Source organism: Stutzerimonas sp. C6.4V (genome assembly GCF_058536345.1).
Window position 1 is genome coordinate 1,193,161 of record NZ_JBZUBM010000001.1, and the last position, 20,392, is coordinate 1,213,552.

The window sequence follows — 20,392 nt, forward strand, 5'->3', positions numbered from 1 at the left end:
ATATGCACAGGACAATAAAAGATAAGGAGTTTCACCATGCTCAAGTCGTCGATGATCAAGCGCGTGGCCAGCGTCCTGGCTGCCATCCATTTTATGTTGTTCGCACAGCTTCCCCTGGCGCAGGCGGCCATGATCGGTACGCCGGAAGTCATTGCTGAGCATCAGCAGCAGGTTGATCGCCAGCAATTGCTGACGATGTTGGACGATAAGGGTGTTCAGGAAAAACTGGTCTCCATGGGTGTTGAGCGTGACCAGGTCGAAAAGCGAATCAACAGCTTGACGCCGGCTGAGTTGGCTCAGTTCAACCAACAACTGGATGAGGCTCCGGCGGGTGCCGGTGTTGTAGGCATCATCGTGCTGTTTCTGGTGGTCTTCATCATTACGGATATGTTGTGCGCCACCAATATCTTCAATTTCGTCAACTGTATAAATCGTTGATTCGAGCAGTACTGCTGCTGCTGTCTCTCGGTCTGCTCGGGGCCTGTGCACGTATTCCGGTGGTGCCGATCGGAGACGCGCAGCTGCCTGAGCACGTCGAGCTGGCCAGCGTTCCTTTCTATCCTCAGCAAGCCTACCAGTGCGGCCCTGCCGCGCTGGCTACTATGTTGGTCCACCGCAAGATCGGCGTGACGCCGGAGCAGCTTGTCGAGCAGGTCTACATACCCGAGCGAAAGGGCAGCCTACAGGTCGAAATGGTAGCTGCCGCCCGCGCTCATGAACTGGTGGTCTACCCGTTGGCGCCGAACCTGGAGGCGGTGCTGGCGGAAGTTGCGGCGGGTAACCCGGTACTGGTACTGCAGAACCTGGGCTTTGATCGTCTGCCGCAATGGCACTTCGCAGTGGTCATAGGTTATGACCTCAGCAGTCAGTCCGTCATCTTGCGATCCGGCACAACCCGCCGCTGGGAGGGCAGTTTCCGTAGCTTCATACGCAGCTGGGCGAAAGGTGACCGCTGGGCTTTGGTGATGGTTGAACCCACTGATATTCCCGCTACGGCTGAGGAGGGAAGCTGGCTCAAGGCTGCAAGTGATCTCGAGCAGACCGGACATATCGAGAGCGCCAGACGCGCATACGAGGCAGCAACCAGGCGCTGGGCAGGGCACCTATCGTGGTTCGCGTTGGGTAACGTCGAATATGTCCTTGGCGACAAGCAATTTGCGGAGCGGGCGCTGCGTCGAAGCGTGGCAAAGGAGAGCGGGTTTGCTGCGGCCTGGTTCAACCTGTCGCAGATTCTGGCGGAGCAGGGGTGCGCGACGCAGGCATACGAGGCACGTCAGTGCGCCGCCAGGCTGAAACCGAATGACAGCCGCTTCAGGGGTCACCCGTCAGTGGTTGGCTCAAGCGAAGGGCCCGCGTGTAACAGACTCCCTCAATGCCTTCCAACCACTGAGCGCTAGAAGCCGAGCCGGTCACGCAGGCTGTAGTAGGCGGCGCCAATTGCACTGAGTGGGGCGCTCAAGCTGTGTCCACCCGGAAACGGGTAATGCCGCAGGCTGGCAAAGGCATCAAAGCGTTCCGCTTGCCCTCGCAATGCCTCGGCAAGCACCTTTCCCGCCACGTGGGTGTAGGTGACGCCGTGCCCGCTGCACCCTTGGGAATAATAGATGTTGTTGCCAAGCCTGCCGACCTGGGGCAGGCGTGACAGCGTCATAAGGAAGTTACCCGTCCAGGCAAAGTCTGTCTTGATGCTCGCAAGTTGCGGAAAGGTCTTGAGCATCTTGGGTCGGATGATCGATTCGATGTCAGCAGGGTCACGTGCGCCGTAAACCACACCGCCGCCATAGATCAGGCGTTTGTCCGCGGATAGGCGATAGTAGTCCAGCAGGTAGTTGCAGTCTTCGACGCAGTAATCCTGCGGCAACAGACTATTAGCCAGCTCTTCTGGAAGTGGTTCGGTGGCGATAACTTGTGTGCCGCACGGCATCGATTTCGCTGCGAGTTCCGGTACCAGCCCTCCAAGGTAAGCATTGCCAGCCACGACCACGAATTTTGCATTTACATGCCCCTGCTCCGTATGCACGCACGGAGAATCCCCTCTATCGATACGGATCGCAGCGCTCTGTTCGTATATGGACCCGCCCAGAGATTCGATCGCCGCCGCTTCACCCAGTGCGAGGTTCAGTGGATGGATGTGGCCACCCCCATGGTCGAGCATGCCGCCGAGATAGCGCTCGCAGGCCACTACATTTCTGATGCCCTGGCGGTCAAGAAGCTCAAGCTGTCGATAGCCGTAACGCTCCCATAGGGACTTCTGCGCTTCGAGATGCTTTAACTGCTTCGCATTGAATGCGGCGAATACGCCTCCATCCTTGAGGTCGCATTCAATCCCGTAGCGCTCGATGCGTTCACGAATTATCTGGCCACCCTCAAAGGCCATTGCGCCGATTAGTCGGGCTTCATTGGTGCCGACGCTGCGTTCGATGCTGTCAATGTCACGGCTGTAACTGTTGACGATCTGCCCGCCATTACGCCCGGATGCGCCAAAGCCAACCCGGGCTGCTTCCAACACGACCACCCGAAAACCATGCTCAAGAAGAAACAAGGCGGTCGACAGTCCCGTATAGCCAGCGCCTATGACACAGACGTCGGCTTCGACCTGGCTGGCCAGTGTTTCCCGGTGCGGTGTGGGATTCGCCGAGGCGGCATAATATGAAGAGGGATAGGTGGTGTGCGGCATTCTGATACCCTCTGTTCTGAATAATTGACGCTGATGCTAGCGTTCCCAGCGTACTCTGGCCATAGGGAGGCAAGAGATGAACATCTTGGCCTTCAAAAATTACTGATATCAGAGAGTTAGCGAAAAAAGCTTGACTGCTCTGCGCGAATCTCTAGAATGCGCGTCCATCGGAGGCACATAGCTCAGTTGGTTAGAGCACCACCTTGACATGGTGGGGGTCGTTGGTTCGAATCCAATTGTGCCTACCAATTCCGAAAAGGGTCGCGCTAGCGACCCTTTTTTTATGCCTTGCTTGTCAGTGCGGCGGCTTTCTGAAAGCATCCGTGCCCATATTTCCAGTGAGTTCGGTCCGTGTCGATCAGCCTTAAGCTCCTGCCAGAGTACGGCAGGTTATTCAGCGGGTCGCTTTCCTGGCTCATCCCAACCCACGTGGCCTTTGGTAGGGGTCACCACTAGGAGAGGAGGCGCCATGCCCACCATTTCTCTTCCTGACGGTAGTCAGCGTTCGTTCGATCATCCCGTTTCTGTCGCCGAGGTGGCAAAGTCCATCGGTGCGGGCCTTGCAAAAGCCACCCTTGCCGGCAGGGTGAACGGTCGACTGGTCGATGCCTGTGATTTGATCGAGAGCGACGCGAGTCTGCAGATCATCACGCCGAAGGATGAGGAAGGGCTGGAGATCATTCGCCACTCTTGCGCGCATCTGGTTGGGCACGCCGTCAAGCAGCTCTATCCGTCGGCGAAGATGGTAATCGGACCGGTCATAGCTGAGGGGTTCTATTACGATATCGCCTTCGAGCGGCCGTTTACTCCCGATGACATGGCGGCGATCGAAGCGCGCATGAAGCAGCTGATCGACACCGAGTATGACGTGATCAAGAAGGTCACGCCGCGCGCCGAAGTCATCGAGGTGTTCCAATCGCGCGGTGAGGATTACAAGCTGCGTCTGGTCGAGGACATGCCTGATGAGCAGGCGATGGGGCTGTATTACCACGAAGAATACGTGGATATGTGCCGTGGCCCGCATGTGCCTAACACACGCTTTCTCAAGTCATTCAAGCTGACCAAGCTGTCAGGCGCCTACTGGCGTGGCGATGCGAAGAACGAACAGCTGCAGCGCGTGTACGGCACCGCATGGGCTGACAAGAAGCAGCTCGCAGCCTACATCCAGCGCATCGAAGAGGCCGAAAAGCGCGACCATCGCAAGATCGGCAAGCGTCTGGACCTGTTCCATACCCAGGAAGAAGCGCCGGGAATGGTGTTCTGGCATCCAAATGGCTGGACCCTTTATCAGGTCCTCGAGCAGTACATGCGCGGCGTGCAGCGTGATAATGGTTACCAGGAGATTCGGACTCCGCAGGTCGTAGATCGCAGCCTCTGGGAGAAGTCCGGACATTGGGCGAACTACGCCGAGAACATGTTTACCACCGAGTCGGAGAGCCGCGACTACGCGATCAAGCCGATGAACTGCCCTTGTCACGTGCAGGTGTACAACCAAGGGCTTAAAAGTTATCGCGAACTGCCGCTGCGCCTCGCTGAGTTTGGGGCCTGTCATCGCAATGAGCCCTCGGGCGCCTTGCACGGCATCATGCGTGTGCGTGGCTTTACCCAGGACGATGCGCATATCTTCTGTACGGAAGAACAGATGCAGACCGAATCGGCTGCTTTCATAAAGCTGACGCTCGCGGTCTATGCCGATTTCGGCTTCGAAAACATCGAGCTCAAGCTGTCGACCCGGCCTGAGAAACGAGTCGGTTCTGATGATCTATGGGATCGCGCCGAGGCGGCCCTTGCTGCTGCGCTCGATAGCGCAGGTCTGCCCTACGATCTGCAGCCCGGCGAAGGTGCATTTTACGGACCGAAAATCGAATTCTCTTTAAAGGACTGTTTGGGTCGCGTCTGGCAATGCGGTACCCTTCAGCTCGATTTCAACCTGCCGATACGCCTGGGCGCGGAATACGTCAGTGAGAACAACGATCGTCAGCATCCGGTGATGTTGCACCGTGCGATCCTGGGTTCGTTTGAGCGTTTCATCGGCATTCTGATCGAGCACTACGAAGGGGCATTCCCTGCATGGCTGGCACCGACCCAGGCCGTCGTAATGAATATCACCGACAAGCAGGCTGATTTCGCATTGGAAGTGGAGAAAACACTCAACCAAAGCGGCTTCCGTGCCAAGTCCGACTTGAGAAACGAAAAGATCGGCTTTAAAATCCGCGAGCATACCTTGCTCAAGGTTCCCTATCTCTTGGTTATTGGAGACAGGGAAGTAGAGACACGAGCCGTTGCTGTGCGCACCCGTGAAGGCGTCGACCTGGGCTCCATGCCCCTAGATGACTTTACGCAGCTGCTGACACAAGCGGTTTCCCGGCGTGGTCGCCAAGAATTGGAGTAATGACTATTAAGCGTGAAATGAGACAGGATAAACGAGCTGCACCCAAGGCCCCGATCAACGAGAATATCTCGGCTCGTGAGGTCCGTTTGATTGGTGCTGATGGCGAGCAGGTTGGCATCGTCTCGATTGATGAAGCGCTTCGTATAGCTGAAGAAGCCAAGTTGGATCTGGTGGAAATTTCCGCCGACGCGGTTCCTCCGGTATGCCGGATCATGGATTACGGCAAGCACCTCTTTGAAAAGAAGAAGCAGGTCGCTGCAGCGAAGAAGAACCAGAAGCAGATTCAGGTTAAAGAAGTAAAGTTTCGTCCAGGGACGGAAGAGGGCGACTACCAGGTCAAGCTACGCAATCTGGTACGTTTCCTGAGTGACGGGGACAGGGCCAAGGTTTCGTTGAGATTCCGCGGTCGTGAGATGGCGCATCAGGAGCTGGGGATGGAACTGTTGAAGCGGGTCGAAGGTGATCTGGCTGAATACGGTTCGGTCGAACAGCATCCAAAGATGGAAGGACGCCAGCTGATCATGGTCATCGCTCCCAAGAAGAAAAAGTAACCACCAGGGCACTGGCAGGCCTTGCGGTTATTTGAAATCACCCACACTGTGGAGTACCGAACATGCCAAAGATGAAGACTAAAAGTGGCGCTGCGAAGCGCTTCAAAAAGACGGCGAATGGCTACAAGCACAAGCACGCTTTCAAGAGCCACATCCTGACCAAAATGTCTACCAAGCGTAAGCGTCAGCTGCGTGGTACATCTCTGATGCACCCGTCTGACAACGCAAAAGTAGAGCGCATGCTGCGCGTTCGTTAATTCGGTCAAGACTCAGAGGAATAACTCATGGCTCGTGTTAAGCGTGGCGTCGTCGCTCGTCGCCGTCACAAGAAAATTCTGAAACTCGCCAAAGGCTATTACGGCGCTCGTTCGCGTGTGTTCCGTGTTGCCAAGCAGGCGGTGATCAAGGCTGGCCAGTATGCCTACCGTGACCGCCGTCAGCGGAAGCGTCAGTTCCGCGCTCTGTGGATCGCTCGTATCAACGCCGGTGCGCGTGTAAACGGTCTGTCCTACAGCCGTTTCATCGCTGGCCTGAAAAAAGCAGCCATCGAGATCGACCGTAAGGTTCTGGCCGAGCTGGCAGTGAACGAAAAAGCAGCTTTTGCTGCAATTGTCGAAAAAGCCAAAGCTTCTCTAGCCTAAGCCCATCGACAATCGGGTCTTCGGATTCGTAGTGACACTGATAGGGGAAGAGCCTTGTGCTCTTCCCCTATTTCGTATTTGAAGGGGCATTTGCAAAAAAGCATCTTGGCAACTCGATATCGGCGCCGGGTGCGGTTCTGCAAGAACCTCTGGAGGTTGTACATGGAAAACCTGGATGCACTGGTCTGGCAAGCGCTCGAGGCGGTGCAACATAGTCAAGACACCAACGCTCTCGAGCAGCTCCGCGTTCAATATCTGGGTAAGAAGGGAGAGCTGACACTCCTCATGCAGACCCTGGGTAAGCTTTCAGCCGAAGAGCGCCCACAGGCAGGGGCCATGATCAATGCAGCGAAGGGTAAGGTTCAGGAAGCCCTGGGCGTCAAGAAAGCCCAGCTCGAACAGGAAGCCTTGGCTGCTAAATTGGCTGCGGAGCGCATCGACGTAACCTTGCCCGGCCGTGGCGAGGCTTCAGGCGGTCTGCACCCTGTAACGCGTACGCTCGAACGAATCGAGCAGTTCTTCAGCCATATTGGCTACAGGGTAGCGGAAGGGCCGGAGGTTGAGGATGATTACCATAACTTCGAAGCGCTCAATATCCCTGGCCACCACCCGGCTCGGGCGATGCACGATACCTTTTATTTCAATGCCAACATGCTCTTGCGTACCCACACCTCACCGGTTCAGGTGCGGACGATGGAATCGCAGCAGCCGCCAATCCGGATCGTTTGCCCTGGGCGCGTCTATCGTTGCGATTCGGACATAACGCACTCGCCCATGTTTCACCAGGTCGAAGGCTTGCTGGTGGACGAGGACATCAGCTTCGCGGACCTGAAGGGCACGATCGAGCAGTTCCTGCGCGTTTTCTTCGAAAAGCCATTAGGTGTTCGGTTCCGACCATCGTTCTTTCCATTCACCGAGCCGTCTGCGGAAGTGGACATGCAGTGCGTTATGTGCAGCGGGAAGGGCTGTCGCGTCTGCAAGCAGACCGGCTGGCTTGAGGTGATGGGCTGCGGGATGGTGCATCCGAACGTACTGCGCATGTCCGGCATCGATCCGGAGCGCTATCAGGGCTTCGCTTTCGGCATGGGCGCCGAACGGCTTGCCATGTTGCGTTATGGCGTCAACGACTTACGCCTGTTCTTCGATAACGACCTGAGGTTCCTGGCGCAATTTCGCTAGGTCCCAAGTCCATTCAGAGAATTCTTAGGAGAGCAGGATGAAATTCAGCGAGCAGTGGTTGCGTACGTGGGTCAACCCGCAGGTTTCCCGTGACGACTTGGTAGCGCGTCTATCAATGGTAGGTCTCGAAGTGGACGCGGTGACCCCAGTTGCCGGTGAGTTCACTGGTGTGGTTGTGGGAGAGGTGCTGAGCACGGAGCAGCATCCCGACGCGGATAAATTGCGGGTGTGTCAGGTCAGCGACGGCAACGAGTCTTTTCAGGTGGTCTGCGGTGCGCCCAATGTGCGCCCTGGACTGAGGATTCCTTTCGCCAAGATTGGCGCCAAGCTGCCCGGCGATTTCAAAATCAAGAAAGCGAAGCTGCGCGGCATCGAGTCCAACGGCATGCTTTGCTCCGAAACCGAGCTGCAGATCGGTTCCGATGACAGCGGTTTGATGGAGCTGGCGGGCGATGCCCCGATTGGCAGCGACTTGAGAGCATATCTTGGCCTGGATGACGCGAGCATCGAGATCGGTCTGACCCCCAATCGTGGTGATTGCCTTTCCATTGCCGGTCTTGCGCGTGAGGTGGGGGCAATCTACGGCGCGACAGTTGCTCCCGTCGACATCGCTCCGGTTTTGGCGGGTCACGACGAGGTGCGTCCGGTCCAGGTGTTGGCGGAAAAAGCCTGTCCGCGGTACCTGGGGCGGGTGATCCGCAATGTCGACCTATCGCGGCCGACACCGCTGTGGATGGTCGAGCGTCTGCGTCGCTCTGACATTCGCAGCATCGATGCGGTGGTGGATATCACCAACTATGTGATGCTCGAGCTGGGGCAGCCATTGCACGCCTTCGATCTTGCCGAGATCAATGGCGGCATCAGGGTTCGGATGGCTGATGAGCAGGAAAAGCTCGTCTTGCTCGACGGTCAGGAAGTGACCCTGCGCAATGACACGCTGGTCATTGCAGACCATCAGCGTGCCCTCGCAATAGCGGGCGTGATGGGTGGGGAGCATAGCGGGGTCAGTGCCACGACCCAGGATTTGTTTCTGGAAAGTGCCTTCTTCGACACCATCAGCCTTGCCGGCAAGGCGCGCTCCTATGGCCTGCACACCGATGCATCGCATCGCTACGAGCGTGGGGTGGATTCTCAGCTGGCCCGTCGCGCCATGGAGCGAGCCACTGCACTGCTGCTGGAAATTGTCGGAGGCAGCGCCGGCCCCGTGATTGAAGCCGTCAGCGAAGCCAGTCTTCCCAGCACTGCACCGATCCTGCTGCGCAAGGATCGAATCGAGCAGATGCTAGGGTTGAGCATGGTGGGCGAGCAGGTCGTCTCGCTGTTGTCAGCACTGGGCCTGGGTGTGGTGTCGCTGAGCGACAACTCCTGGGAAGTCAGTGTGCCTAGTCACCGATTCGACATCAGCCTCGAGGTCGATCTGATCGAAGAACTTGGTCGCTTGTATGGTTACGACCGTTTGCCGGTGCGTTATCCGCAGGCGCGCCTGGCTCCAGAGGCCAAACCCGAATCCCGCGCCGATTTGCCGGCTTTGCGTCGCTTGCTGGTGGCTCGTGGTTACCAGGAAGCGATTACCTACAGCTTCATCGATCCTAAATGGTTCGAGCTGTTCAGCCCGGGTGTCGAGCCGCTGCAGCTGGCCAATCCGATCTCTTCGGACATGGCGGCCATGCGCGCAACGCTCTGGCCGGGGTTGATCAAGGCGTTGCAGTACAACCTTAATCGCCAGCAGACGCGCGTGCGCTTGTTCGAAAGCGGATTGCGTTTCGTCGGTCAGCTTGGCGACTTGAAGCAGGAGTCCATGCTGGCGGGAGCGATCACCGGAAGCCGTCTGCCAGAAGCCTGGGGCAACGAACGAGCAGCGGCAGACTTCTATGACATCAAAGCCGACGTCGAAGCCCTGCTCGGATATGCAGGTGATGCCGCTGCGTTTGGCTTTGTCGCTGCCGAGCATCCGGCTCTGCATCCCGGGCAGACAGCTCGGGTCGAAAGGGAAGGGCGCCTGGTTGGCTACATCGGCAGCCTTCATCCAGAGCTTGCCGCTACGCTGGGCATCGATCAGCCTGTCTATCTGTTCGAGCTACTGGTAGACGTAATCAGGGAAGGCCGGTTACCGCGTTTCAGTGAGCTGTCCCGTTTCCCCGAGGTACGCCGCGATCTGGCTATCATAGTGGCGCGTGAGGTTTCGGCTGATGCCGTGCTTAGATGCATACGTGATGCCGCCGGTGAAAACCTGACAGACCTCAAGCTATTTGATGTCTATCAGGGTAAAGGTATTGATCCGCTTAGCAAAAGTGTGGCAGTCGGCTTGACCTGGCAACACCCTTCGCGCACTCTAAACGACGATGAGGTGAGTGGTGCGATGCAGCAAATCCTCTCCTCCCTGGAAGAAAGGTTCAATGCCACGTTAAGGAAATAGCGTATGGGGGCTCTGACGAAAGCTGAGATGGCCGAACGTCTATATGAAGAGCTAGGCTTGAATAAGCGCGAAGCCAAGGAGTTGGTCGAGCTTTTTTTTGAAGAGATTCGGCAGGCGCTCGAGCACAACGAGCAGGTCAAGTTGTCAGGCTTTGGCAACTTTGATCTGCGCGATAAGCGCCAGCGCCCTGGGCGAAATCCAAAAACCGGCGAGGAAATCCCAATCACGGCGCGGCGCGTCGTGACATTCCGGCCAGGGCAAAAACTAAAAGCCAGAGTCGAAGCCTATGCTGGAACCAAGCCATAACGACGAGCTTCCATCGATTCCTGGAAAACGCTACTTCACGATCGGTGAGGTCAGTGAGCTATGCGCGGTAAAGCCGCACGTTCTGCGTTATTGGGAGCAGGAATTTCCTCAGCTCAATCCGGTCAAGCGCCGCGGCAACCGTAGGTATTACCAGCGTCAGGACGTTCTGATGATTCGTCAAATCCGCGCTCTTCTGTATGAGCAGGGTTTCACCATTGGCGGTGCCCGTCAGCGGATGTCCGGGGATGAAGCGCGGGACGACACAACACAATACAAGCAGCTGATCCGGCAAATGATTTCCGAGCTGGAAGACGTCCTTCATGTGCTTCGGAAGTAAACTCGATGTACAAAAAACTTTCACCTATTCAGTCAGTTAATGTATAGTGCGATCCGCTTTCGGCGGTAATGAAAGCTTGTCGGGGCGTAGCGCAGCCTGGTAGCGCACTTGCATGGGGTGCAAGGGGTCGAGTGTTCGAATCACTCCGTCCCGACCAAAAAGACTGAAAAGCCTGATCAGTGATGATCAGGCTTTTTTATTTGTAAAAATCGCGGCTTCATTGGAAGTTTCGGCTGCGCACATCCAGCCCGGTCAGCATAGGTGTGAGATCACTCAAGCGGCCGGCGATGATATGGCGTACGCCACTGGATGATTCGAAATGTCCATCGACTCGCAGCAGCTGCGACTGGATGAGTACACGTCGTTGCCGCTCGGCCAGGTCGCGCCAGACCACGACATTGATCATGCCGAACTCGTCTTCGAGCGTGACAAAGATGACACCACTGGCGGTTTGTGGGCGTTGCCGGCCGATAACCAGGCCGGCGACGCTGATGGGACGGCCATGATCGACAGCGCCCAGTTCACGAGAACTGCGGCAGTGACGGGATTTCAGCTGGTTTCGCAAGAGGCTCAAGGGGTGTGGGCCAAGGGTGGTGCCGAGGGTGGCGTAATCGATCAACAGCTCTTCACCAACCGAGGGCAGCGGCAAGGGGGGCGGGGATTGCTGGTTGGTGGGCTGATCGGCAAAGAGTGGTAACTGTGGCTCAATGCCAGCCATTGCCCAGCGTGCCCGGTGTCGATGCCCGGCGAGGCCGCGTATTGCACCGGAATCAGCCAGTTCTTCTCTAGCGCGAGCATCAAGCCTGGCGCGCAGACACAGGTCTTCGGTATCGGTGAACGAACGGAGCTGACGCGCTGCTTCGATGCGCCGTGCGTCCGTCTCGCGAAAACCGCGTATCAGGCGAAGCCCGAGACGAATCGCTGGTTGTTCGTGGCCGCTCGGCTCCAAGGTGCAATCCCAGTGGCTATAGCGGACATCCACGGGACGAATCGCTAGCTTATGGCGGCGGGCGTCCTGAAGAATCTGGTCGGGGTTGTAGAAGCCCATCGGCCAGCTGTTGATCAGGGCACAGGCAAACGCAGCCGGCTCGTGGCATTTCAGCCAGCAGCTTGCGTAGGTAAGCAAGGCGAAACTGGCCGCATGGGATTCAGGGAAACCGTAGCTACCAAAGCCCTTGATCTGTTCAAAGATGCGTGCAACGAAATCCGGCTTATACCCCCTGGCGAGCATGCGCTCGCTCAGGCGTATACGGTGGGGCTCAAGGCTGCCATGACGCTTCCAGGCGGCCATGGCGCGGCGCAGCTTATCGGCTTCGTCCGCAGTGTATTCGGCGGCTACGATCGCCAGCTCCATGATCTGTTCCTGAAACAGTGGAACACCTAAGGTGCGCTCGAAGACGGGTATCAATTCATCCGACGGGTATTCCACCGGTTCTTCATGGTTACGACGCCGCAGGTAGGGGTGAACCATGTCACCCTGGATCGGGCCAGGGCGAACAATCGCAACCTGTATGACCAGGTCATAGAAGGTTTGCGGGCGAAGACGCGGCAGCATGGCCATTTGTGCCCGCGACTCGATCTGGAACACGCCAATGGTATCGGCGCGGCTGATCATGTCGTAGGTCGCTCGGTCTTCCTTGGGCAGCGTGGCGATGCTCCAGCGTGTACCGCGATAGTGCTCGATCAGGTCGAAGCAGCGGCGCAGCGCGCTGAGCATCCCGAGGGCGAGCACATCCACCTTGAGCAGGCCGACAAGGTCCAGGTCGTCCTTATCCCACTGAATCACGGTACGCTCAGCCATGCTGGCGTTCTCAACGGGCACAAGGGTTTCCAGCGAATGCTCGGAGATGACGAAGCCGCCAGGATGCTGGGACAGGTGACGAGGAAAGCCGATCAGTTCGCCAGTGAGCACCAGGACCCTGCGCAGCGCCGGATTGCCGGGATCGAAGCCGGCTTCACGCAGACGCTCGTCGTCAGGCAGGCGATCAGTCCAGCGTCCGCAACAGCTGGCCAATGCGTTTATCTGGTCGGGCGGCAGGGCAAGGGCCTTTGCGGCATCACGCAGTGCACCCGTTGCATGATAGGTACTGACGACGGCTGTCAGTGCAGCACGATTGCGGCCATAGCGGCGAAACAGATATTGGATGACTTCTTCACGGCGGTCGTGCTCGAAATCCACATCGATGTCAGGTGGCTCGTTGCGTTCGCGGGACAGAAAGCGCTCGAACAGAAGCTTGCTGCTCATTGGGTCCAGTTCAGTGATGCCCAGTACGAAACACACCGACGAATTGGCTGCAGACCCCCGGCCCTGGCAGAGAATGCCGCGCTCGCGGGCGAAGCGGACGATGTCATGAACGGTGAGGAAGTAGCTTTCGTAGCGCAGCTCGGCGATCAGCTCCAGCTCGTGCTCGATCTGGGCGCGTGCCTTTTCCTTTACCCCTTCAGGCCAGCGCCAGCGAGTACCGTCCTCGACCAGCTTGCGCAACCAGCTCGTGGCGTCGTGACCCAAGGGCACGAGTTCGTGTGGGTATTGATACTGCAGTTGACCAAGATCGAACTGGCACCGGCTGGCGATGCGCAGCGTTTCGGCAAGCAGTTCGGGCGGATAGAGCTGGGCCAGGTCCTCGCGCTGGCGAAGATGGCGTTCGCCGTTGGGAAACAGATAACGGCCGGCTTCGGGTATGGGCAGATGATGACGGATAGCTGTCATGCAATCCTGCAAGGCGCGCCGTCCACGGGCATGCATATGCACATCGCCACATGCCACGGCGGTCAGATCCAGGCGCGCGGCTAGGGCCAGCCACTGTCTGAGGCGCATCCGATCGTCCGGCCCGCGATGCAGTTCGACGCCCAGCCAGAGGCGTCCACCAAACCGCTCGCGCAGCCAACGGCCCTCGGCCTCCGCATCGGGACGATGAGGCAGCCAGATGGCCAACAACCCGTCCAAGGACCCGCTAAGGTCTTCGGGTAATAGGCGATAGTGGTCTTTTTCGGCACGGCGGCGAGCTTGGGTAATCATCCGGCACAGCGCCTGGTATCCCGCCAGGTTTTCCGCCAGCAGAACCAGCTTGGGGCCGCCCTCGATCTGTAACTCGCTACCAATGATCAGAGGTAGCCTGGTCTCTTTCGAGGCCTGCCAGGCCCGGACGATACCGGCCAGCGTGCATTCGTCGGTGATTGCCAAGGCTCTGTAACCCAGGCGTACGGCACGTTCGAACAGCTCTCGTGCGCTGGACGCGCCGCGTTGAAAGCTGAAGTTCGACAGGCAATGCAACTCAACGTAATCGGCAGTCATGCGAACCATCCGTGTATCTGCAGCGACCCTCCCCCGACCGGGCGAAATGCCCATCCACGCTGACCTGCGCGGGTTTCCACCAGATAGTAGTCGCGACGCACATCGCTGCCGTCCCACCAGCCAGACTCGATCCGTTCGGGGCCGGCGAGAATGCGCAGCGATGCTTCATGGACAGGCGTGGATTCGGCAAGCAGCCAGGCGGGACGAGGGCCGGCAGGCTGGGCTGGCTCGTGAACGCCGGTCGGCGTTCGTAGCCAGGCACATTCGGGACGGTGATCGGCGCGGGCCCCGAGACCCTGAACCGCATCGTCCCCCAATCGGGCCCGCAGTCGCTCGCGCAGCTGTTCCCAGGGCAACGACTGATGAGGCCGTTCATCGAACAGCTTTCTGTGCTGCGGCGTGAAAGGGGGTAGCTCCCGGGCAATCAGGCGCACTGCCAGCACAGGCGCCGGGATTTGAAGGGGTTCCAGGCGGCCGCGAGTCAGTTCGAACAACATGGCGGGCTCGCGCTCGGCGCTGAGCAAGCCAACGGCAACCTGGCTGTCTGGCATGTTGCGATGCTCGAGGTGCAGCGTGAAGTGCTGCACGCCGGCGTCGCGACCGGCCAGGTAGGCCGCGAGATCGGCGGTCAGGCGACGCAGCGGAAAGAGCAGTGCCTGGTTCGATTCAACTTCGAAGTTGAGTTCGATGCGGGTGTCGAACAGGTCTGGTGGATGATAGAAATCCAGTGCCACTGACCGTTGCCCAACGAGGGTGTCGAGGTGCTTCATCACCTCTTCCTTGAAGCGTTTTGCCAATCCATCACGCGGCATTGCAAGCACTTGCCTGAGCGTGCGCAAGCCCATCCGGGAAAAGGCGTTGGCAACCTCTCCTGGCAGGCCGATCCGGTCCACGGGCAGCGGATCAAGCACCGTCCTCAAGGACTGGCAATCCAGAATCGCCAGACCATCATGGACATTGGCCAATACCCGCGCGGCAGCGGGGTTGGGCGCGACGGTAATGCGATGCTGGAAACCGAGACCCTTCAGCTCGTCACGCAAGCGTTGCTCGAAGCGAGGCCAGGGACCGAAAAGGGCGAGGCTGGCTTCTACCTCCAGCAGCAGGCAGCGCGGGTAATGAAGGCTGACCTGGGCGCTGAAGGTGTATCCCCAGGCCGCAAGAAGGGTCTGCCAGTGCTCGATGGCGCCCATATCGTATTCGGCCGTGGCGAAATCCTGGGTGAGCGCTTGTGCGGCGATCAGCGTCTGGCCTGGTTTGAGCCCCAGTGCCCTTGCAGCTGGGTTGACCGCCTGCAACACGCGCCGTTGTGGCGTGCCGCGCAAGAGCGCAAGCGGCGCTTCAGGTTCGGCTCGGCTGCGCAGAATCCCGTCCATGGCCAGTTGCGGAAAAAGGATGCAAGCCCATAGCATGTCAATGCCACGCTGCCGCTGGGACTGGCTGCGCCGGAGCGATACCTCCACGGCATTTGAGGATGCGCAGTTGCGCCGGCTGGGCTTCTACCGTCACCCGCAGCGCCGCGGGCGATGGGTTGATCGCTTCATGCAGCGGACGATAGGCAAAGGCGAGCGTCTGGCCTGTCTCTGCAGCGACCTGCAACCGACGCAGCGCGCGGTCGTCGACCTGTCTGGGCCAGCAGATGACTGCGCCGCAACTGCCTGAACGCAGGCATTGTTCGGCCGCCCATAACGCCTGTTGGCCTTTCGCCTGGATGATGGTCAGATGATGCAGGTCGATGTGTGCATCGAGCCAGGCGTGGGGATAGGGTAAATGGGGTGGGTCCACCAGCACTACCCGTTCGCCCTGGGCGGTCAACCGGGCCAGTGTCGGCCAAAGCAGGCGTAACTCACCGATTCCGGTAGCAGCAATCAGAAACTCACTCAGGGCAGCCGCTGGCCAGCCACCGCCAGGCAGGGCCGCATCCAGTGCTGAATGGCCGGTAGATCGGGCGTTGTCAGTTGTCGCTCGTGCCGGGCCACGCCACAGGCGGCGACTGTCGAACAGATGATTGAGAGCGGTAACTGAAGACATGAAGGTTGGCTTCGAATGTACTGTATATGGATACAGTATTCTGCTTTGTGCGTGCGTGGGTCAAGCCGGGGCGACAGATGTCACGCCATTCGACGAAATTCCGCGCGGTGACGCTGCATTGCCGTTGGGAGCAGAGCACAAATGTCTTCTGTCTTTATTGCCAACCCCAAGTAACGATGTATGCCAGAGCCACCGGCTGTGGCCAGCTGTATTTTGGTCTGTCGTTCGAGAGGACGTACCTTGGCTTGTGCTAGCAAAGTCGATTAGGATTCGCGCCCGGCTATGGGCGTGACGGTGACGTCAACGCGATGCCCCATCGAGCAAAAGCCCGGTTCGGAGACGACCGGGCTTTTTCATGCGCTGGCTGCACGATCCCGAGTATGCCGGTTCCGTTCCTGATGACCAGGAATTCAGTCAACAGAGGGGATTGCCATGCGCGAGCAACTAGTGGCCACTGAAAAGGTGAAAGCTTTCGTCTGGGAGGACGGGCGTCTGTTGCTGCTCGATCAGCGCAAGCTGCCGCTGAGGGAGGTCTGGCACACCTGCGATTCTGTTGCGGCTGTGGCAGCTGCCATTCGCGAGATGATCGTGCGCGGCGCGCCGGCAATCGGTATCAGTGCAGCGTACGGACTGGTGATGGGCCTCAGGGTGCGGCTCCAAGAGGGGGATGATTGGCGTGTCGCTCTTGAGCAAGACTTTCGGATGCTCCTGGATACTCGTCCCACTGCTGTGAACCTGTTCTGGGCGCTCAACCAGATGCGCGAGCGGCTCGATCGACTCAAGCCCGGCGAGAATCCGCTGGATGCAGCCGAGGCGCAGGCGATCTCCATTCATGCCAGCGACCGCGAAGCCAACCTGACCATGGCTCAGTATGGTGTCGATCTGATTCGCAAGCACCAGGGCAATCCGCAGAACATTCTCACCCATAGCAATACCGGCGCTCTGGCAACCGGCGGCTTCGGAACGGCGCTCGGCGTGATTCGCGCGGCGCATCTTGAAGGGCTCGTCGAATGTGTCTATGCCGATGAAACCCGCCCTTGGCTGCAAGGGTCGCGCCTGACGGCCTGGGAACTTGCGGGTGAGGGCGTGCCGGTCATCGTGAATGCCGATTCCTGCTCCGCGCATCTGATGAAGGCACGGGGCATCACCTGGGTGATAGTAGGCGCCGACCGGATTACAGCCAATGGTGATGTCGTCAATAAGATTGGTACCTATCAGTTGGCGGTGCTTGCCATGCATCACGGGGTGCGGTTTATGGTCGTTGCGGCCAGTTCCAGCATCGATATGGCGCTGGAGTCGGGCGAAGACGTTCCCATCGAAGAGCGTGACGGCAGTGAACTGCTGGAAATTCATGGTCAGCGCTTCGCCGCGGATGGGGAGGCATTCAACCCTGTGTTCGATGTCACCCCGGCCGACCTGATCGATGCCATCGTCACTGAAAAGGGCGTTGTGGAGCGCCCCAGCGCTGCGAAACTGGCCGCCCTGATGAGTCGCAAGCGGCTGCATTAAAGGCGCAGACATGTGTGGCTGGGGCAGCGCGGCAAAGGCTTTTTGTCTTCTCGCCTATGAGCGATTGGTACCGACTTGAGCGCTTTCTTCGTCAAGCCCCCGGCCTTCAGCGGCCCGCCTTGTGATACTATTCCGCGCTTAATCGCAGGACCCTGCTGACTATAAGGAACCAGGCTTCCATGGGCGAACTGGCCAAAGAAATCCTCCCGGTCAATATCGAAGACGAACTCAAGCAGTCCTACCTCGACTACGCCATGAGCGTAATCGTAGGTCGTGCGCTGCCGGATGCACGTGACGGATTGAAGCCCGTGCATCGCCGCGTGCTTTACGCCATGAGCGAGCTGGGTAACGACTGGAACAAGCCGTACAAGAAATCCGCCCGTGTGGTCGGTGACGTAATCGGTAAATACCATCCTCACGGCGACTCGGCGGTTTACGACACCATCGTGCGGATGGCGCAGCCTTTCTCGCTGCGCTACATGCTGGTCGATGGCCAGGGCAACTTCGGTTCGGTGGACGGCGATAACGCTGCAGCCATGCGATACACCGAAGTGCGGATGGCCAAGCTGGCGCACGAGTTGCTGGCGGATCTGGACAAGGAAACCGTCGACTGGGTGCCCAACTACGATGGCACCGAGCAGATCCCGGCAGTCATGCCGACCAAGATTCCGAACCTGTTGGTCAATGGCTCCAGCGGTATCGCCGTGGGCATGGCGACCAACATTCCGCCTCACAACCTGGGTGAAGTGATCGACGGTTGCCTGGCGCTGATCGAGAACGCTGATATCACCATCGATGAACTCATGCAGTTCATCCCGGGGCCCGACTTTCCCACCGCCGGCATCATCAACGGTCGCGCCGGAATCGTCGAAGCCTACCGGACGGGTCGCGGGCGCATCTATATGCGCGCCCGGTCGATCATCGAGGACATCGACAAGGTCGGTGGTCGCCAGCAGATCGTGATCACCGAGCTGCCTTATCAGCTGAACAAGGCTCGTCTGATCGAGAAGATCGCCGAGCTGGTCAAGGAAAAGAAGCTCGAGGGCATCACCGAGCTGCGCGACGAGTCCGACAAGGACGGCATGCGCGTGGTCATCGAACTACGCCGCGGCGAGGTGCCCGAGGTCGTCCTTAACAATCTCTACGCCCAGACCCAGCTGCAGAGCGTGTTCGGCATCAACGTGGTGGCCCTTATCGATGGCCAGCCGCGTACCTTGAACCTCAAGGAGCTGCTCGAAGCCTTCGTTCGCCATCGCCGCGAAGTCGTCACCCGTCGGACCGTTTACGAGCTGCGCAAGGCACGTGAGCGTGGGCATATCCTCGAAGGTCAAGCGGTCGCACTGTCCAATATCGATCCGGTTATCGCGCTGATCAAGGCGTCACCAACCCCGGCCGAAGCCAAGGAAGCGTTGATTGCCGAGGCCTGGGAGTCCAGCGCTGTTGAATCGATGGTAGAGCGCGCCGGTGCGGATTCCTGCCGCCCCGAGGGTCTCGATCCGCAATATGGTCTGCGCGACGGCAAGTACTACCTGTCACCGGAACAGGCCCAGGCCATTCTCGACCTTCGCCTGCATCGCCTGACGGGTCTCGAGCACGAAAAGCTGCTCAGCGAATACCAGGAGATTCTCACCCAGATCGGCGAGCTGATCCGCATTCTGACGAATCCGGTGCGCCTGATGGAGGTCATTCGCGAGGAGCTCGAAGGCGTCAAGCGCGACTTCGGCGACAAGCGGCGCACCGAAATCCTCGATGCTCGCCTGGATCTGACCCTGGCCGACCTGATCACCGAAGAAGAGCGTGTCGTTACCATCTCCCATGGCGGCTATGCCAAGTCGCAGCCACTCGCTGCCTACCAGGCGCAGCGTCGTGGCGGGCGTGGCAAGGCCGCGACAGGGGTGAAGGAAGAGGACTACGTCGAGCATTTGCTAGTCGCCAACAGCCACACCACGCTGCTGCTGTTCTCCAGCAAGGGCAAGGTGTACTGGCTCAAGACCTATGAGATTCCCGAGGCGTCACGCACATCGCGCGGTCGCCCGCTGGTCAACCTGCTGCCGCTGTCCGAGGGCGAGCACATTACCGCGATGCTGCAGGTCGATATCGAGGCGGCACGTCAGCAGCAGCTGAACGGTGAAGAGGATATCGAGGACGCCGAAATCATCAGCGAAAGCGATGATGTCGAAGAGGCGATCGAGGGAGACGAGACCGACGAGTCGCTAGACGAGCCGACCGGTACCTACATCTTCATGGCTACTGCCAAGGGCACCGTGAAGAAGACGCCGCTGTCCCAGTTCAGCCGTCCACGCAGCGTGGGCTTGATAGCGCTCAGCCTGGAAGAGGGCGACACCCTGATCGCAGCCGCAGTCACTGACGGCGCACGTGAGGTGATGCTGTTCTCCGATGGCGGCAAGGTCATCCGTTTCAAGGAAAAGCACGTCCGCACCATGGGCCGTACCGCTCGGGGTGTGCGTGGCATGCGCCTGCCGGAAGGCCAGCGCCTGATCTCGATGCTGATTCCCGAGCCGAATGCGCAGATCCTTACGGCCAGCCTCAACGGCTATGGCAAGCGCACCGTGCTGGCGGAGTTCCCGCGCCGCGGTCGTGGCGGTCAGGGCGTCATCGCCATGGTGACCAATGAGCGTAACGGGCGACTGGTCGGTGCCGTTCAGGTGCAGCAGGGCGAGGAGATCATGCTGATTTCCGATCAGGGCACCCTGGTTCGTACCCGTGTCGACGAAGTTTCCTCACTGGGTCGTAATACGCAGGGGGTTACCTTGATCAAGCTGGGCAAGAATGAGCATCTTGTCGGACTGGAGCGGGTCCAAGAGCCTTCCGAGGAGGACGTTCTGGAGGATATCGAGGCGGTCATCGACGAGGATGCGCTGGATAAGGAAATGCCTGTTGTCAGCACCGAGCCGAGCGGAGACGACTTACTGGGTGGCGGTGGCGACGTTCCGCCAGACGTAGTGCCTACCGACGACGACTGATCAAAAGCGGCGGCGCAGCCTTCAGGGCTTCGCCGCTGTTTTCGTTGTAGGCTCCCCGATTGCGGATGAAGGATGGC

The 20,392-nt window shown here is 58.9% G+C and carries 16 protein-coding genes and 2 tRNA genes; 14 read left to right on the forward strand and 4 right to left on the reverse strand.

The window, feature by feature from the left end:
- Nucleotides 1–51: 51 nt before the first annotated feature.
- Both AC4LFW_RS05735 and AC4LFW_RS05740 read left to right on the forward strand, forming a co-directional pair.
- Nucleotides 52–438: a PA2779 family protein gene (locus AC4LFW_RS05735; RefSeq protein WP_491818236.1), complete on the forward strand. Its 387-nt coding sequence runs from the start codon at nucleotides 52–54 to the stop codon at nucleotides 436–438.
- Complete coding sequence (locus AC4LFW_RS05740; RefSeq protein ID WP_491818237.1) at nucleotides 435–1,397, forward strand: PA2778 family cysteine peptidase; 963 nt, start codon at nucleotides 435–437, stop codon at nucleotides 1,395–1,397. Before AC4LFW_RS05735 ends, AC4LFW_RS05740 begins: the two co-directional genes overlap by 4 nt.
- Here the strand turns inward: AC4LFW_RS05740 and AC4LFW_RS05745 are convergent.
- On the reverse strand, nucleotides 1,394–2,677 hold the full coding sequence (locus AC4LFW_RS05745) for an NAD(P)/FAD-dependent oxidoreductase (protein WP_491818238.1): 1,284 nt from the start codon (nucleotides 2,675–2,677) through the stop codon (nucleotides 1,394–1,396). The genes AC4LFW_RS05740 and AC4LFW_RS05745 overlap by 4 nt on opposite strands.
- Nucleotides 2,678–2,848: 171 nt before the next feature.
- Between AC4LFW_RS05745 and AC4LFW_RS05750 the strand changes: the two genes are divergently transcribed.
- The 10 genes from AC4LFW_RS05750 to AC4LFW_RS05795 all read left to right on the forward strand — a co-directional run bounded on the left by AC4LFW_RS05750 (nucleotide 2,849) and on the right by AC4LFW_RS05795 (nucleotide 10,656).
- Nucleotides 2,849–2,925: transfer RNA gene (locus AC4LFW_RS05750), tRNA-Val, on the forward strand.
- A 221-nt stretch (nucleotides 2,926–3,146) separates the two neighbouring features.
- Entirely contained in the window at nucleotides 3,147–5,069 is a 1,923-nt protein-coding gene (thrS, locus tag AC4LFW_RS05755) for a threonine--tRNA ligase (RefSeq protein WP_491818239.1), read from the forward strand.
- Nucleotides 5,069–5,620 carry a translation initiation factor IF-3 gene (infC, locus tag AC4LFW_RS05760; protein WP_019339385.1) on the forward strand — a complete coding sequence of 184 codons (552 nt, stop codon included), beginning with the start codon at nucleotides 5,069–5,071 and terminating at the stop codon, nucleotides 5,618–5,620. The genes thrS and infC overlap by 1 nt, the downstream gene beginning before the upstream one ends.
- Nucleotides 5,621–5,682: 62 nt before the next feature.
- On the forward strand, nucleotides 5,683–5,877 hold the full coding sequence (gene rpmI, locus AC4LFW_RS05765; protein WP_019339386.1) for a 50S ribosomal protein L35: 195 nt from the start codon (nucleotides 5,683–5,685) through the stop codon (nucleotides 5,875–5,877).
- A 27-nt stretch (nucleotides 5,878–5,904) separates the two neighbouring features.
- Nucleotides 5,905–6,261, forward strand: coding sequence for a 50S ribosomal protein L20 (gene rplT, locus AC4LFW_RS05770; RefSeq protein ID WP_019339387.1), 357 nt, complete (start codon nucleotides 5,905–5,907; stop codon nucleotides 6,259–6,261).
- 162 nt (nucleotides 6,262–6,423) lie between these two features.
- Nucleotides 6,424–7,440 (forward strand): phenylalanine--tRNA ligase subunit alpha, encoded by a 1,017-nt coding sequence (gene pheS, locus AC4LFW_RS05775; protein WP_491818240.1) that lies wholly within the window; start codon nucleotides 6,424–6,426, stop codon nucleotides 7,438–7,440.
- Nucleotides 7,441–7,477: 37 nt separating this feature from the next.
- The gene (gene pheT / locus AC4LFW_RS05780) at nucleotides 7,478–9,856 is read left to right on the forward strand and encodes a phenylalanine--tRNA ligase subunit beta (protein ID WP_491818241.1); all 2,379 of its coding nucleotides are present in this window, start codon (nucleotides 7,478–7,480) and stop codon (nucleotides 9,854–9,856) included.
- A gap of 3 nt (nucleotides 9,857–9,859) precedes the next feature.
- The gene (ihfA, locus tag AC4LFW_RS05785; RefSeq protein ID WP_011913482.1) at nucleotides 9,860–10,162 is read left to right on the forward strand and encodes an integration host factor subunit alpha; all 303 of its coding nucleotides are present in this window, start codon (nucleotides 9,860–9,862) and stop codon (nucleotides 10,160–10,162) included.
- A complete protein-coding gene (locus tag AC4LFW_RS05790; protein ID WP_491818242.1) occupies nucleotides 10,143–10,499 on the forward strand; it encodes a MerR family transcriptional regulator in 357 nt (118 codons plus the stop codon). The genes ihfA and AC4LFW_RS05790 overlap by 20 nt, the downstream gene beginning before the upstream one ends.
- A gap of 80 nt (nucleotides 10,500–10,579) precedes the next feature.
- Nucleotides 10,580–10,656: transfer RNA gene (locus tag AC4LFW_RS05795), tRNA-Pro, on the forward strand.
- Nucleotides 10,657–10,716: 60 nt separating this feature from the next.
- Here the strand turns inward: AC4LFW_RS05795 and AC4LFW_RS05800 are convergent.
- From AC4LFW_RS05800 to imuA, 3 genes are read right to left on the reverse strand one after another with little or no spacing between them, the layout of a single operon-like run.
- Complete coding sequence (locus tag AC4LFW_RS05800) at nucleotides 10,717–13,794, reverse strand: error-prone DNA polymerase (protein ID WP_491818243.1); 3,078 nt, start codon at nucleotides 13,792–13,794, stop codon at nucleotides 10,717–10,719.
- Nucleotides 13,791–15,203: a Y-family DNA polymerase gene (locus AC4LFW_RS05805; protein WP_491818244.1), complete on the reverse strand. Its 1,413-nt coding sequence runs from the start codon at nucleotides 15,201–15,203 to the stop codon at nucleotides 13,791–13,793. Before AC4LFW_RS05805 ends, AC4LFW_RS05800 begins: the two co-directional genes overlap by 4 nt.
- 1 nt (nucleotide 15,204) lies before the next feature.
- A complete protein-coding gene (imuA, locus tag AC4LFW_RS05810; RefSeq protein ID WP_491818245.1) occupies nucleotides 15,205–15,822 on the reverse strand; it encodes a translesion DNA synthesis-associated protein ImuA in 618 nt (205 codons plus the stop codon).
- Nucleotides 15,823–16,254: 432 nt separating this feature from the next.
- On the opposite strand from imuA, the gene mtnA reads away from it, so the two are divergent.
- The gene (gene mtnA, locus AC4LFW_RS05815; protein ID WP_491818246.1) at nucleotides 16,255–17,331 is read left to right on the forward strand and encodes an S-methyl-5-thioribose-1-phosphate isomerase; all 1,077 of its coding nucleotides are present in this window, start codon (nucleotides 16,255–16,257) and stop codon (nucleotides 17,329–17,331) included.
- A gap of 179 nt (nucleotides 17,332–17,510) precedes the next feature.
- Nucleotides 17,511–20,315, forward strand: coding sequence for a DNA gyrase subunit A (gene gyrA / locus AC4LFW_RS05820; RefSeq protein WP_491818247.1), 2,805 nt, complete (start codon nucleotides 17,511–17,513; stop codon nucleotides 20,313–20,315).
- Nucleotides 20,316–20,392: the final 77 nt, after the last annotated feature.